Raw genomic sequence first — 15,308 nt, 5'->3', positions numbered from 1 at the left:
TTGAGATGTGCGCGTGCCTAGCGCGAGGGCTAACAATCAAAAACAATACGAATAGCGAGCTTTAAAGAAGAAAACGCGTTGAAAAGAATGACGTAGAGAGGAAACATTGTTGAACGCTTGAGAGGCAAGAGAAAAGGTAACAGCAGTGTGTGGCGAACCTTCCGTAGGTTCGATGATCGGTGTGGTAATTTTGAAGATCATTTAGGTGTCCGATATTATGAGACAATCCCTTGAAACAAAAGCAGCAATCCTTCCGCTGCCTGCCCTTCAACATGAAGGGACTCGTCATCTTAATCATTGACAGCGGGATTGCAATGTCTTCAATAAAGAAATTTCGCTATTCACCTACTGGTACATTCATAGGCGAGTATTCATAGCGGATCTCATGACGATCAAAAAAGCGAAGCTTTGAGCTTCGCTTTTCACAATTTATATCGTCGCTTAATTGCCGGTGTAAATACAACCCGCAGTACAGGTTTCTTTGATTTCGACTTTGCTTAATAGTGGCAAAGTTGGTTTAAGTTTCTGCCAAATCCATTTCGCCAGCACTTCACTGGTCGGGTTTTCTAAACCTTCAATGTCATTGAGGTAATAGTGGTCAAGTTGATCATAGATAGGTTTAAACGCAGCTTTAATTTCTGCAAAGTCAACAACCCACCCAGTATGTGGATCGACTTCACCTTCTACGTAAAGACGAACTAAGAAAGAGTGGCCATGCAATCTGCCGCACTTATGGCCTTCCGGTACGTTAGGAAGATGGTGCGCCGCTTCAAACATAAACTCTTTGTATAATTCAGTTTTCATTTTGGATCTCGGGCATTACAAAAGACACGCAATACTAAGGAAATAGTATAGTAGTGACAAGGTTCACCCCGAGATTAATAGAATTATTTATAAGAGCCTAGTTCTTCGACCTTTGTAGCACGTCGAAAAAATGTCGTCGCGTCAAAGATTTGGTTACATCAGTTCCACATCACATTTACATAAACCACACATTGTGTATGGTCACAATAAATCTCTCTATCGATTGAGTGAATATGCATATAAGTCATTATATTTGACGTCTATTCCAATTCTAACAATTAAGCATTTGAAATGAGTTCAACCATTACTACCAAATTGCTGGCAACCCTCGTCACGGTTTTCTCTCTGGTACTAGCCTCCTCCACCGCGTATCAGTACTGGCAACAGAAAGAGCTAATGAATTCCGTACTTAGCGAGCAGTTACATGATAAAGCCAGTAACTACTTTGACAGCCTCAATATGATGATGCTAACAGGCACTATGGCGCAAAAAGAAACTCTACGACAAAAAGCTCTTGCTCAAGACGGCATTGAGCAAGTCAAAGTACTCCGTGCTGAGGCTGTCAGTAAACTTTATGGCCCAGGCCAGCCAAGTCAGGCACCTGAAGACGAGATTGACCAAAGAGCTCTAAAGGGTGAACTGGTCATTGAACCGATTTCTGCCAAGTGGGGTAAAGGTTTAGTTGTCGCCTTACCGATGAAGGCAAGCGAAAACTATCGCGGAACAAACTGTGTCTCTTGTCACATGGCACCAGAAGGAGAAGTGCTCGGCGCGATTCGATTAGAATACAACTTATCTCACGTCAATAGCATGATCAGTCAGCGAACCATTATCGCCGTGACCATTATGGCAACCTTCGGCTTTATCGGCTTTTTGTTGACCCTGTTCTTGATCCGTAAATTCATTGTTCGCCCGATTCAAAAGACATCGCGCTACATGCAGAGCGTGAGTGAAAGTAAAGATTTATCCAAACGAATTAAACACGAGAACAAAGATGAGATTGGCCAGCTCTCTGTAGCGATCAATTCGTTTATGGACACGGTAAGCCATAGCTTGGAAAAAGTTCAGGAAACCTCACACCACCTAAACAGTTCAGCGGCAGGGCTTACCGACGTCGCTCAAGTGACCGATCAAGCCGCACATAATCAGCAAAACGAGACATCAGACGTTCAAGCCAACATCGAACAAATGCAATCTCAGCAAGTTCAGGTAGAACAGGCTACCGATGATGCTTCCAACTTGATCAAACATACCACCAGCATTGCTGAGCAAAGCGCTGGACAAGCGCACAGCGCCAGTACTGAAATCAAGAGTCTGGTAACCGATATAGAGCAAGTAAAAGTCAATATTGTCGAGCTCAACGATCAGACGGCTGAAGTATCTACCATTTTAGAAGTGATAAAGGGTATTGCAGAGCAAACCAATCTACTGGCACTCAATGCCGCTATTGAAGCCGCTCGCGCAGGCGAACAGGGCCGTGGCTTCGCCGTGGTCGCGGATGAGGTCCGCCAACTTGCCAGCCGAACATCCGACGCGACTGGAAGCATCGAAAACATTATCTCGCAATTCCAGAAAGACAGCCAAACTTCTCTGGCTTCCGTTGATACTGTATGCGAGACCGCTCATGAACGCTCCAATGAGATTGAAGCGCTGTCTGTAGCAATGTCTGAAGTGGTAAGCGAAATGCAACAGGCACTCGCTCATGCGCAGAGTATTCAGCATCAAACCAGCAATACCACTCAGATTAGCCAACAAGTCCAACGTAAGGTCGAAATTATTACACAACACGCAGATAACACATCACAATCCGCTGCGAAAACACGTGATATCAGCATGAACCTAGAACAACTTTCTGAGCATTTGGAGTCTTTGATCAACCAGTTTACGCTTTCGCGGAAGAATTAAGTCGATTTGGACAATTTTTGCGCCACTATTCGCGAATAAAGGTTGAAGCATAATAATTGAAAGGTAATATGTTCCATTGAATAGATGAATTCAGTCCAACCCAATGTTTGCTCACTTTTTATTCGGTGAGTCCACAAAAAAACATTGGGTTGATTTTTTACTCAATGGAGAATATTTACAACATGACTTACGCGCCTGTATCAGACGTATTGAACGGTAAGCTAGCAGTTGACAGTGAAGTCACTGTCCGCGGCTGGATCCGTTCGCGTCGTGATTCCAAAGCTGGAATCTCTTTCCTTGCCATCTACGACGGCTCTTGTTTCGACCCGATTCAGGCCGTGGTCCCTAATAATCTAAATAATTACAACGATGAAGTCCTAAAGTTAACAACAGGCTGCTCTGTTGAAGTAACAGGCACTATCGTTGAATCTCCTGCGAAAGGTCAGGATTTTGAGCTTGCAGCGACAGATGTAAAAGTCGTTGGCTGGGTTGAAGATGCTGAGACTTACCCAATGGCGAAAACTCGCCACTCAATTGAATACCTACGTGAAGTAGCACACCTTCGTCCACGTACCAACGTTATTGGTGCAGTCGCACGTGTACGTAACTGTTTGTCTCAGGCAATTCACCGTTTCTACCACGAGCAAGGTTACTTCTGGGTTTCTGCGCCACTTATTACCGCTTCTGATGCAGAAGGTGCGGGTGAAATGTTCCGCGTATCGACGCTAGACATGGAAAACCTACCGCGCACAGAAGAAGGTAAAGTGGACTACAACGAAGACTTCTTCGGTAAAGAGACGTTCCTAACGGTATCTGGCCAGCTTAACGGCGAAGCTTACGCTTGTGCACTAAGCAAAGTTTACACGTTCGGCCCTACGTTCCGCGCAGAAAACTCAAACACCAGCCGCCATCTAGCGGAATTCTGGATGGTTGAACCTGAAGTTGCTTTCGCTGATCTTGAAGATATCGCGAAACTGTCGGAAGACATGCTGAAGTACGTATTTAAAGCAGTACTAGAAGAGCGTCGTGATGACCTTGAGTTCTTTGCACAACGCATCGACAAAGAAGCGATTACTCGCCTAGAGAAATTTGTTGAGTCTGATTTCGCTCAGGTTGATTACACTGATGCAATCCAGATTCTTCTAGACTCTGGCCGTGACTTCGAATTCCCAGTTGAATGGGGTATTGATATGTCTTCAGAGCACGAGCGTTATCTAGCGGAAGAACACTTCAAAGCACCGGTAATCGTTAAGAACTACCCGAAAGACATCAAAGCCTTCTACATGCGCCTAAACGAAGATGGCAAAACAGTAGCAGCAATGGATGTACTTGCACCGGGCATTGGTGAAATCATCGGCGGTTCTCAGCGTGAAGAGCGTCTGGACGTTCTAGACGCCCGCATGCGCGATATCGGTATCGACCCAGAGCATATGGATTGGTACCGTGACCTTCGTCGCTACGGTACAGTGCCTCACTCAGGTTTCGGTCTGGGCTTTGAGCGCTTGGTTTCTTACGTAACGGGTATGGGTAACGTACGTGATGTTATTCCATTCCCACGTACACCACGCTCAGCTAACTTCTAAACAAGAAGTGAATGACATAAATATCAAAAAAGCCTCCTTGGAGGCTTTTTAAATGAATAAACCTCCAATATGGAGGTTTATTTTTGCACTTAAGACTGTTCTGCTTTCGAGGCATATTTAATACCAAACAGGCAAAGTCCAAACATCACAAACGGAATGGCGGCTGCAGTGTATTCCGTCCACACCAAATCAGCAAAAGACTTAGCAAGAATCAGGTGACCAAAAATCAATAAGAATGCGCTGAATATCGCGATGGCAATCAGTCGAAATTCATGCTTATAGCGTTGTTTTTCCATACTTTCCTCGCTAACTGTTTATATTTCTGGTGTATTTCATCACAGACCTCGTCAGTCAGCGCAGTACAGTTGAAGCGAAAAATAGCCAAACAGTAGCTAATCAGTGATCACCTTAGCAATTCCAATAATGGTCTGTTCCAACTCACTTGTCATCGGATAGGATGCGTTCAAACGCACACAGTTCTGAAACTTTTCCCTTGAGCTGAATAGTCCGCCATAAGCAATGGTAATTCCTTGCTTTTGCAACCTTTGGTACAACTGGTAAGTATCGACGTCCTCATTCAATTCTAGCCAAACAAAGTAACCACCACTGGGCCGGCTGACCTTCGTTCCTTTGGGAAAATAACGCTCCACAACATTAATAAAAGCATGCTGTCTTGCTGCCAATTCCTTACGCAGTTTTCTTAGGTGATTATCTAAGCTTTCATACTGGAGATAATGCGCGATCCCCTCCTGAACAGGTACGCTACCGGATAACGTTGAAACCAGCTGTAGCTTTTGTAAACGCTCGTTGTACTGACCATTAACTACCCACCCGACCCGATAACCGGGGCATAAGGATTTGGATAAAGAGCCACAGAGCAGCACCCTATCTTCTTGGTCCCAGTATTTAAGCGGCATCGGTTTGTGAACACCAAAATAGAGTTCGGAATAGACGTCATCTTCGACGATGGCGAGCTGATGTTGGTTCGCCAACTCAATGACCTTTTGCCTGTTAGCGGACGATATGCTCGCTCCGGTCGGATTGTGGAAGTTTGGCATCAACCAGCACGCCGTCACCTTATGTTTTTTAAGCGCTCGCTCAAACTTCTCCAAACATAACCCAGTTTCAGGATGAACAGGGACTTCAATAGCTTTCAGGTTTAATCGCTCAATTGCCTGAATGGCGCCATAGAACGCTGGAGCTTCAACGATGACAGTATCACCTGGCTGTGTTACCACCTGTAGCCCTAGATTCAGTGCTTCCATTGCGCCTGAAGTAATGACGATATCTGTATGAGAAACTGTTATTCCTTGCTTGAGGTAACGCTGCGCGATTTGACGACGCAGTGCCTCATTACCAGGCGGCATGTTATCAAACACACTGTTGAGCGGCATTTTGCGCCCCGCACTCGCCAGGTGACGATTCAGTGATTGAAGAGGAAATAATTGAGGGTCAGGAAAAGCCGAACCGAGAGCAATATCAGCTTTACTATTACTTTGTAAGAACTCATACAGCTTATCGTTAAATTCAGGTGCAACGACTTTGCTTTCTGGCTCAGGAGTTGGAACCCGTTCCATGATCGAGGTAACGAAATAACCTGACTGTGGTTTGGCGAGTAACCATCCTTGAGATTCAAGAAGTTGATACGCCTGAAGGACAGTTGAAGCGCTGACTGAGCAGTTACGACTGGTCATCCTGACTGAAGGAACTTTCTCTCCGGCTCGCCAGACACCATTCTCAATTTGTACCTTAAGCTGTTCAGCTAACTGTTGATAGCGATTCATACTTCCCTCACCTCTTCATTCAGGTGACAAAAGATAACACACATTTGATTCACACTGGCTTAAGCTAATTAAAACAAACTCGTTAATTTTTAACGCATTCCGTTTGTTGATGATAATCACATTAAATATTTACTTCTCTGTTACATTTAATCACGTATTAGTGATCAAACTAACCTTAACGTAAGGATTGATGATAATGAAGAAATACGATGAGTCGCATATCGAATATAAAGGTGAAAGCAACGGCGTTCATAGCTGGATAGCTCCACATGGTCAGCCGTACTATTGGCACCCAGATTGGCTACACATTGCCGAAGACGCAACAGGTTCACACCCCAAAAAAGATATTGATATTGAGCAAGGTGAAAAACCGACCCAAAAACACGCACTAAAAGCGATTATTTCGCATGTAAATGACTGGGCAGCGAAAAAGCTTAAATAATCGAAGCTAATAGCAAGTGCACTAAACAACAGCAGAGCCACATATCCGGACACGGTTATGTGGCTTTCTTCTGAGTAGCGAGATGGCATTGGATATCCCTAAATTGGTATTACCACTACTACTAAAGTTGCAAAAATCTATCTAAACTCGAAATGAAACGATACTATCGCGGGTCATTTATACAGGATAGATATGAAACTTAATCCAAACAGATTAATTTCAACGCAAAAATAAGGGCTAGAAGATGGTTAACTCAAACTACAACGCGCCTCTCACACTAAAGCTGTATGCTATTGCAGCGATGGTTTTCGGCACTTATGGAGGTCGAGTCTGTCCTTTTCTTGAAACACTGACAACAAAAGAGATTTTGTTTCATGTTGGAGTCACCTTTGGCTCACTATTCTTAATCCGACATTTTTTGCTCAACAACCACTCTCTCCTTGCCGAACAACGTCAAGCAAGGCTTGACGCCACTCTATTCTTCATGGGTAGTGTTCCTCTGGCCCTGTTCTATAACACTCAATACGACTTCGCTCTCGATAGCAACCTTAAAGTCTTGTTCGGTATGACTCTCTTCGGGTTCTTTACGGGTTTAATTCTCCAACTCATTTCTAAGATCAAACAGTTCGAGCACTTGAGTCAGGAAGAACAATATCAGTTCGAACTTAGTGGTGAACGTCAATCAATGGTCAAGCAAATGATCATGATGATCTGTATGTTACTCGTGACTCTTACCACTATGTTAACGATGGTTGCGGTGAAAGATATATTCTGGTTACAACACAACCCAGAACGTGTCCTAGATGGCAGTGGCACTATCAGTATCATTAAAGAGTTTATTTACCTGTCATTGGTTCTTGGCGCGTACGTCGTCACAATTCTTGTGCTTTGGACCAAATTAGTGCGCAAAGTTTTGCTCACTCAAGAGTGTTCATTGCTGGAAGTTACGCAAGGCAATATTGCCAAGCGCTTGCCTATTTTTGAGCATAATGAATTAGGTTCGATGGCCTCACTCACCAATAAAATGCTCGATAGCCTGCAGGCGAGTCAGGATGAAGTAAAGACGACGCGTGATGTCGCAATTGTATCCCTCTCCGCTCTTGCCGAATCACGGGATAATGAGACAGGCGCCCATATTCTGCGTACGCAAGAATACATCCGTGCGCTGGCCAATTATTTAAGTCAGTTTGATAAGTACAAAGCACTTCTTACTCCAAACTATATAGAATTGTTGTACAAATCGGCACCGTTACACGATGTGGGTAAAGTGGGTATTCCAGACAATATTTTGCTCAAGCCCGGTAAACTCACAGATGAAGAGTTTACCACCATGAAACGTCACCCAGAAATTGGGGCAAAAGCACTGTCGATTGCAGAAAAGCACTTAGGCAGCAACTCTTTCTTACGTCTTGCTAAAGAAATCGCACTTACCCACCATGAAAAGTGGGACGGCGCAGGCTACCCTAAAGGCTTGAAAGGTGATCAAATCCCACTCTCAGGCCGTTTGATGGCACTTGCCGATGTTTATGATGCTCTCATCTCTGAGCGCGTTTACAAGAAAGCCTTCAGCCACGAAAAAGCCAAATCAATAATCCTAGAAGGAAAAGGCAGTCACTTCGATCCTGAGTTAGTTGATGCGTTTCTCACCATAGAGCAAGAATTTGTCGATATTGCAGATAAATACCGTAGTTTAGAAGCGGAAGAGAATGCGATGGCTTTGGAAGAACTTCAAGCCAGTGCGTCCGCTTAAATTTCTTCCAGCGACTTCACATTGATTTACAAAGTTCAACCACTTTTGACCTGCTTTTTATTGGCAAAATGCAGGTTAGGCAATGAGCGCTAACAAAATGTGCTTATTTTATAATTTTCTTACTGGTTGATGTTGTCTCAGCGCGCGCAGATAAGGTATAAATAACCGAAATACTTATATCCTCCCTTCGATTAACATGGATGACAATTATGTTTGAAAAAGTAGTAGCTGCACCTGCCGATCCTATCCTTGGACTGACGGAAGAGTTTAAAAAAGACTCTCGCGCAGACAAAATTAACCTCGGCGTTGGTATCTACAAAAATGAACAAGGTGAAACACCTGTTCTTGCGACCGTAAAGAAAGCCGAAGCCGCCCTGATTGAAAGTGAAAAAACCAAATCATACTTGACCATCGAAGGGACTGCAGAGTATGGTCTAGCGGTACAAAAACTGCTATTTGGTGATGACTCGAACATTGTAACTAACAAGCTGGCAAAGACAGCACAGGCGCCGGGCGGTACAGGTGCTCTGCGTGTCGCAGGTGAATTCATCAAGCGTCAGCTTGGCAATGTAAAGATCTGGATCAGCAACCCTACTTGGGCCAACCACAACAGTGTATTCACTGCCGCTGGGATCGAAACTGCACAATACAGCTACTACAATGCTGAGACAAAAGATAAAGATTTCGCGGCAATGCTCGCTGACCTTGAAAAAGCGTCTGAAGGTGACATCGTCCTTCTTCACGGCTGCTGCCATAACCCAACAGGTATTGATCCTACAGTTGAAGAGTGGGAAACATTAGCGAAACTGGTCGCAGACAAAAAACTTCTGCCTCTATTCGATTTTGCTTATCAAGGTTTTGCTAAAGGCGTTGAAGAAGATGCCGCTGGTTTACGTGTCTTCACTAAGTACAACAAGGAGATCTTAGTTGCGAGTTCGTTCTCAAAAAACTTTGGTCTTTACAATGAGCGGGTTGGTGCGTTTACCTTAGTTGCAGAATCAGAGCAGACGGCAAATACAGCATTCTCTCAAGTGAAAGCCATCATTCGCTCTATCTACTCTAACCCACCAGCACACGGTAGCGCAGTTGTGACGCACATTCTTAACAATGCTGAACTGCGCAATGAGTGGGAAGCGGAAGTAAAAGAAATGCGTGACCGCATTCAAGACATGCGCGAGCTGTTTGTCACGACTCTAAAAGAGCAAGGCGTTGACGCTGACTTTAGCTTCATTGAGCGTCAAAATGGTATGTTCTCCTTCTCTGGCCTTTCCAAAGATCAAGTGGCTCGCCTTAAAGATGAGTTCGGAATCTACATCGTGGGTTCAGGCCGTATCAGCGTAGCCGGTATGACTCGTTCAAATATGCTGCCACTGTGTAAAGCCATTGCAGCGGTTTTGTAAGCCTATTCTCTAATAGAAAGAGCCATCTGGCTCTTTCTATTACTACTGCCCTAAAGTAAATATCGTAGACTCACGCCACCTTCGTTAGTCGTTGTCGAGCCGTTATTGCGATGAGTATAAAAACCTCCAAGCATTAGCTTAGGTGAGATTTGATAATCGCCACGCATATTAAAGATATCTTCATCCAAGATATCACTTCGCCTTACTCCTCCAGTGACTGACAGTTCCCAAAGTTTGCTCAATTCATATTTAAGGGTTATATCGCCACCCCACATGAATTTACTGTCACTCGAGATTTTCTCATCTGTAACGTCATTCGTTTGAGTTGACCATATAAAGCCAGCTTTAGCACCTGCGACCAAGTCCCATTTATCCTCTAGCGAATACCTGAACGCTGCACCGGGCAGTAATGTGTAACGCTCAGTAGTGGTATCTTTCGGATGGATAAACCTCGCTTCATAATCCAGTGTCGCGAGAAACTGATCATCAAGAAGCATATTGCCACCGACGGCCAAAGAGGTCACATTGCTGTTGACCCCTAAATTCTCATCCAACGAGCCTGCACTCAAGTCTGCGTACAGAAAGTTATAATTAAGGTCGTGGGCCGTGTTTTGTCCAAAAGCGGATAAAGATGTAACCAAGAATATAGGAGCAAGCAGATAAGGCAGTTTTACTTCCATGAATACCTCTCTTAATACAGACAAATAAAGCCAGTCTATGGGAAAGAACGCATCCTCTATAACGAGAGATGGGCATCGTTCTGGATTAGAAAGTATAGAACAAGTTAACGCAAGTTATTGAGAGATATATAGGATTCTCTGAAGAGAATAAGGCCCGATACAGGGCCTTAAAGTGTAATGAACAGTTCGTCCTGCTGATCGCTTTCGATAGAGGTATTTGAGCGAGTTTCGAGGCTTTCAATTTGTTCTTGCTCTAGCTCATAGGGCATAACCACCTTGAGCTCTTCAATACCTTCACTGCGAGCAATCTGCATCAGTATGAGAATATTGGCCTCATCACTACGACTTGCCGAGAGCGATTTCATCGCTTGGTCCCACAAGCGGTCTTCGGCTGAGATTGCTTCTTTGATTGAACTTTTCCAGGCAAGGCTGAAAATAGGGGCAAACGTACTCATCGCTTCTAGGAAAGTCCATTTTTTGCTGCACGATGCGCCAAGAAAAGAAGTATAGTCAAAAACAACACTAGTCTTGCCCTGATGTTCCATATCAACCTCCTCTGGTAGGCAACACAGTGTTCTCAATATCCTCTATCCTTAGTCATATAGCAATAGGATATAAAACAATCGTCTTTTATACCCATTTTTTCGAGAAAAAAGCTATATCAAAACCAACCCGATAACAAAAGATGTACAAAATCGAGACATACACAATCTGTTGCGTAATATTTTAGAGACCAAATTTATCCCTACGGTTTAGATAATTATTCCTCTATCGAATATCTACGATTCGGCTCGCTTTCTTGTATTGAACTCGCCAACCGGACCATCGCGGCAGTTCCCAACGTTTTGGGTCTCCCTTTCTCAATCCAGATTTATACACCACATACACCAGCTTCTTTTTCGGGTGATATTCAACACTTAGTTGTAAATCACCAATGAAAAGCTCAAATGGGTAAGTCACTGCAAAATCTTCATATTCCCAATAAGGTATTCCATCAAAAGGAAAATCGTCAGCGCTGAACATTTCTAGCTCCGAGGCATCTGTCAGTTCTAATGCTTCGAGTTGTTCTATAAACCAAGTATCAAAAGTGAGTGGTTCATGACATGCCTGAGAAAGCGTCTTATCTAGCGCTTGATAGAGTTTCCAATGTTCGATCTCCTGATGACGCTGTTTCGCAAAACCGGGCAGTAATTCCTCACGTTTTACCGCTTCAAGCAGCGGCTTAATCGCAAATTCTCCCTCAGCTTGCGTTTTCTTTGAAGCCACCTTACGTCCCGCGTAAATCAAATTGAGCTCGACATGAGGGATATCATCAACATTCACTACATCGCCTTCCACCCACTTTCCGACTCCAAGTGCTTCAAACAGTGCAAGATTGACTGGCATAGCTACGGTTACGAGGTTTAAAGTCTGCTTAACGCCTCGTCCTGGTAGGCTGTGAGTATCCAACACCAGCGCTGCATCGACATTACTGGGTAGCCGACTCGCTCGTCCTAGTATGACTTCCATATGTCCGTTGCCCAATGCCTCTTTGCGCTTTTCCCGTCTAACGAACAAAAGCTCAGGATGCAAAGCAGCGATGGCCTCTACCAATTCATGGTGTGCATAGCGAGATGCCACGCCAAGTTGCGGCAATTCGAACACCACTCGCATCTGTTCAGACAAAGCTTTGGCTTCTTTCAGAACATCCGATTCAACGTTCACTCCCGGTAGACGTTCACCTCGCAAAGTCCGAATCGCGACCTCAGCATCACAACCCAATGGCTCTTCTTTATCGAGTTGCTCTAACGCTTCTGTATTTGACGACAATCGATACAAAGCCGCGGGGGTAGCAAGAACCGACGTAAGATCCACCATAGCTTCCTGCAATTTTCGAGTTGGCATACGCGTCACCAGATCCGCATACAGAGCGTCTATAGGTAAAGGGTATATTCGTTGACCATGAGATGTAGCAAGGCCGGAATCGTCAATCGCCCCCATGTTTTTCAATATGGTCATCGCCTGCTCAAATGACTTGTCAGGCAGTGGTTCCAAGAAATTTAGATCCGTCAATGATTGACCACAACAGGCCGATGCCAGCATTGCTTCAGTCAATGTTTCACGATGAAGCTCTGGCGGTGTCACATCCGCTAAAGCGGCATGCTCACCATATAAACGAATACACACGCCATCCATAACTCGACCTGCGCGGCCACTGCGCTGCCTAGCGCTGGCTTTAGAAATATGCTTCAAGCTCAGCGTGGTCTTACCGTTTCTCTGTTCCGTACGGCGCTCTAAGCCGGAATCAATCACCGCCACGACATTAGGTATCGTCAGTGAGGTTTCCGCCACGTTGGTCGCAAGCACGATTTTCTTTAGGCTTTGTTGGTTTAAGGCAATTTCTCTTTGCTGTTCAGTAACTGAGGCATGCAGTGGAACCACAATCACATCATTTATGTGTGACAGCGCACCTTGACACTGAGCAATCTCTTTTCGTCCGGGCAAAAAAACCAGAATATCGCCATCAACATCGAGTAGAGCCTCCACCTCGGTTTTGACTTTTTGTTCCAAGTTTCGGCTATCGGGCAACTGACGAGAGTCACCCGCTCTATGGGCGACTGCAACTTCAAAATTACGTCCTTTGGCCTGCAATCTTTCAGCACCCACATAGCGGGCAAGTTTCTCACCTTCGATTGTCGCTGAAGTAATAACCAAACGGTGCTGGTCGAGTTTTCTTAGTAGAGCAACCATCAAATCGGTATCCCAACGACGCTCATGAAACTCATCAATAATAATCGTTTGATAGCCACTCAACCGATTTTCTGAATACCAACGCAGTGCAACTCCGGGGGTGACAAAGACGATTTGTGTCTCTTCATCACATCGGTTTTCAAGTTTGATTGAGTAACCAACTGATCGACCAAGTGGCTCCTTTTTTTGTTCCGCAAGAAACTGCGCTAGCGAGGTACAAGCGATACGTCTCGGTTCAATCACCAGCACTCTCCCCTTCTCTGCTGACCAAAGCGGTAATCGGGTTGATTTGCCCGAGCCAGTTTCGGCTTCTACTATCATATGGTGAGTAGAAAGCAGGTTCAGAAAGTCGGGTTTGAGAATATCTATAGGTAGGCTGGACATCGTTAGCATCGAGATCGTGGAAAAGGCGGAAAGTATATAACTAATCTGTGCCAGAATGCATGAATATTCGGTTTACAATATGGTCACTAATCCCTATCATTTTCTGGTTCCCGTTCCTTAAGACCCTACGACAAGGCAAGTGATGAATAACGATAAACGCCCTTTATATATCCCTTTCGCTGGTCCAGCGCTTCTTAGTACGCCTCTTCTCAATAAAGGCAGCGCATTCTCAGCAGAAGAAAGAGCTTCTTTCAATCTCGAAGGTTTGTTACCAGAAACAACTGAAACCATTCAGGAACAAGTGGAACGTGCTTACCAACAGTATCGCAACTTTGAAAGCGATATGGATAAACACATCTACCTACGTAACATTCAGGATACCAACGAAACTTTATTCTACCGCTTAGTGCAGAACCACGTTTCAGAAATGATGCCGATCATCTATACACCAACGGTAGGTGCGGCCTGTGAGAACTTTTCAAATATCTATCGTCGTGGTCGTGGTCTATTCGTCTCTTATGCAAACCGTGACCGCATTGATGATCTTCTTAACAACGCCTCAAACCATAACGTAAAAGTGATTGTTGTTACCGATGGTGAGCGTATTCTTGGCTTAGGTGATCAGGGCATCGGTGGTATGGGTATCCCTATCGGTAAACTTGCACTGTACACCGCCTGTGGTGGTATCAGCCCAGCTTACACACTACCTATTGTACTGGATGTTGGTACGAATAACCCTCAGCGTCTTGCTGACCCAATGTATATGGGCTGGCGTCATCCACGTATTACTGGCTCTGAATACGATGCATTCGTCGAAGAGTTTATTCAAGCGGTGCAGCGTCGCTGGCCAGATGCGTTGATTCAATTTGAAGATTTCGCACAGAAAAATGCAATGCCTTTGCTTGAACGTTACAAAGATCGCATCTGTTGTTTCAATGATGATATTCAAGGTACGGCTGCTGTCACTGTTGGCTCTCTACTGGCAGCTTGTCAGGCAGCGGGCACGCAGCTTTCTGAACAGCGCGTGACGTTCCTTGGTGCAGGCTCTGCGGGCTGTGGTATTGCAGAAGCTATCATCGCTCAAATGGTATCGGAAGGGATTTCTGACGAGCAAGCACGTTCACAAGTTTACATGGTAGATCGTTGGGGCCTACTACAGGAAGGAATGCCAAACCTACTTGATTTCCAACAGCGTCTGGTACAAAAGCACAGTAACACCGGCGACTGGGAAGCGGAAGGCAATGGCTACTCACTACTCGACGTTATGCGCAATGCCAAGCCTACCGTTCTGATTGGCGTTTCTGGTGCTCCAGGTTTGTTCAGTGAAGAAGTGATCAAAGAGATGCACAAACACTGTTCTCGCCCAATTGTATTCCCTCTGTCAAACCCAACCAGTCGAGTTGAAGCAACGCCTCATGACATTATTCGCTGGACTAACGGTGAGGCTCTCGTTGCCACTGGCAGCCCATTTGACCCAGTCGTACACGATGGTAAAACTTACCCAATTGCACAATGTAATAACAGCTACATCTTCCCGGGTATCGGCTTAGGCGTACTTGCTGTACAAGCAAAACGTGTTACTGACGAAATGCTCATGGAATCCAGCCGTGCTCTCGCTACGTGTTCTCCGCTGGCGATTAATGGTCAGGGTGCGCTGCTGCCTCCTCTCGAAGCTATCCACTCAGTGTCGAAGAAGATTGCTTTCGCAGTAGCAAAGAAAGCGATTGCACAGGGCGTAGCGCTTGAAATTACTGACGAGGCACTAGAAGAAGCGATTGAAAATCACTTCTGGCAACCGGTTTACCGTCGTTACAAGCGTACTTCATTCTAATTACTATATTGACTC

The 15,308-nt window shown here is 44.9% G+C and carries 12 protein-coding genes; 6 read left to right on the top strand and 6 right to left on the bottom strand.

Annotated features, from left to right (window positions below; translation table 11 throughout):
- Positions 1-441: 441 nt before the first annotated feature.
- Positions 442-804 carry a 6-carboxytetrahydropterin synthase QueD gene (gene queD, locus CTT30_RS05725; protein WP_239836593.1) on the bottom strand — a complete coding sequence of 121 codons (363 nt, stop codon included), beginning with the start codon at positions 802-804 and terminating at the stop codon, positions 442-444.
- A 291-nt stretch (positions 805-1,095) separates the two neighbouring features.
- Here queD and CTT30_RS05720 point away from each other — a divergent pair, with 291 nt between their 5' ends.
- Both CTT30_RS05720 and asnS read left to right on the top strand, forming a co-directional pair.
- Positions 1,096-2,709, top strand: coding sequence for a methyl-accepting chemotaxis protein (locus tag CTT30_RS05720; protein WP_252036296.1), 1,614 nt, complete (start codon positions 1,096-1,098; stop codon positions 2,707-2,709).
- 182 nt (positions 2,710-2,891) lie between these two features.
- A complete protein-coding gene (asnS, locus tag CTT30_RS05715) occupies positions 2,892-4,292 on the top strand; it encodes an asparagine--tRNA ligase (RefSeq protein WP_239836595.1) in 1,401 nt (466 codons plus the stop codon).
- A gap of 89 nt (positions 4,293-4,381) precedes the next feature.
- On the opposite strand, the gene CTT30_RS05710 is transcribed toward asnS, so the two are convergent.
- Together CTT30_RS05710 and CTT30_RS05705 are read right to left on the bottom strand one after the other, a co-directional pair.
- A complete protein-coding gene (locus CTT30_RS05710) occupies positions 4,382-4,588 on the bottom strand; it encodes a hypothetical protein (protein WP_239836596.1) in 207 nt (68 codons plus the stop codon).
- Between the two features lie 96 nt (positions 4,589-4,684).
- Positions 4,685-6,076, bottom strand: coding sequence for an aminotransferase-like domain-containing protein (locus CTT30_RS05705; RefSeq protein ID WP_252036294.1), 1,392 nt, complete (start codon positions 6,074-6,076; stop codon positions 4,685-4,687).
- 196 nt (positions 6,077-6,272) lie between these two features.
- On the opposite strand from CTT30_RS05705, the gene CTT30_RS05700 reads away from it, so the two are divergent.
- From CTT30_RS05700 to CTT30_RS05690, 3 genes are all read left to right on the top strand, one after another.
- The gene (locus CTT30_RS05700; protein ID WP_239836598.1) at positions 6,273-6,518 is read left to right on the top strand and encodes a hypothetical protein; all 246 of its coding nucleotides are present in this window, start codon (positions 6,273-6,275) and stop codon (positions 6,516-6,518) included.
- Between the two features lie 244 nt (positions 6,519-6,762).
- Positions 6,763-8,268 carry an HD-GYP domain-containing protein gene (locus CTT30_RS05695; RefSeq protein ID WP_252036293.1) on the top strand — a complete coding sequence of 502 codons (1,506 nt, stop codon included), beginning with the start codon at positions 6,763-6,765 and terminating at the stop codon, positions 8,266-8,268.
- Positions 8,269-8,477: 209 nt separating this feature from the next.
- Positions 8,478-9,668: an amino acid aminotransferase gene (locus tag CTT30_RS05690; protein ID WP_239868454.1), complete on the top strand. Its 1,191-nt coding sequence runs from the start codon at positions 8,478-8,480 to the stop codon at positions 9,666-9,668.
- A gap of 50 nt (positions 9,669-9,718) precedes the next feature.
- Here the strand turns inward: CTT30_RS05690 and CTT30_RS05685 are convergent, their stop codons facing one another.
- The 3 genes from CTT30_RS05685 to CTT30_RS05675 all read right to left on the bottom strand — a co-directional run bounded on the left by CTT30_RS05685 (position 9,719) and on the right by CTT30_RS05675 (position 13,462).
- A complete protein-coding gene (locus tag CTT30_RS05685) occupies positions 9,719-10,348 on the bottom strand; it encodes a transporter (protein WP_239836601.1) in 630 nt (209 codons plus the stop codon).
- A 167-nt stretch (positions 10,349-10,515) separates the two neighbouring features.
- Positions 10,516-10,893 carry a transporter gene (locus CTT30_RS05680; RefSeq protein ID WP_239836602.1) on the bottom strand — a complete coding sequence of 126 codons (378 nt, stop codon included), beginning with the start codon at positions 10,891-10,893 and terminating at the stop codon, positions 10,516-10,518.
- 223 nt (positions 10,894-11,116) lie between these two features.
- A complete protein-coding gene (locus CTT30_RS05675) occupies positions 11,117-13,462 on the bottom strand; it encodes a DEAD/DEAH box helicase (RefSeq protein ID WP_252036607.1) in 2,346 nt (781 codons plus the stop codon).
- Positions 13,463-13,604: 142 nt separating this feature from the next.
- Here CTT30_RS05675 and CTT30_RS05670 point away from each other — a divergent pair, with 142 nt between their 5' ends.
- Complete coding sequence (locus CTT30_RS05670) at positions 13,605-15,293, top strand: NAD-dependent malic enzyme (protein ID WP_239868450.1); 1,689 nt, start codon at positions 13,605-13,607, stop codon at positions 15,291-15,293.
- The last annotated feature ends 15 nt before the right edge of the window (positions 15,294-15,308 follow it).

This window comes from Vibrio coralliilyticus, from assembly GCF_024449095.1.
Classification (GTDB): Bacteria; Pseudomonadota; Gammaproteobacteria; order Enterobacterales; family Vibrionaceae; genus Vibrio; species Vibrio coralliilyticus_A.
The sequence above is the reverse complement of the archived record's forward strand: the minus strand, read 5'-3'. Positions and strand labels throughout refer to the sequence as shown.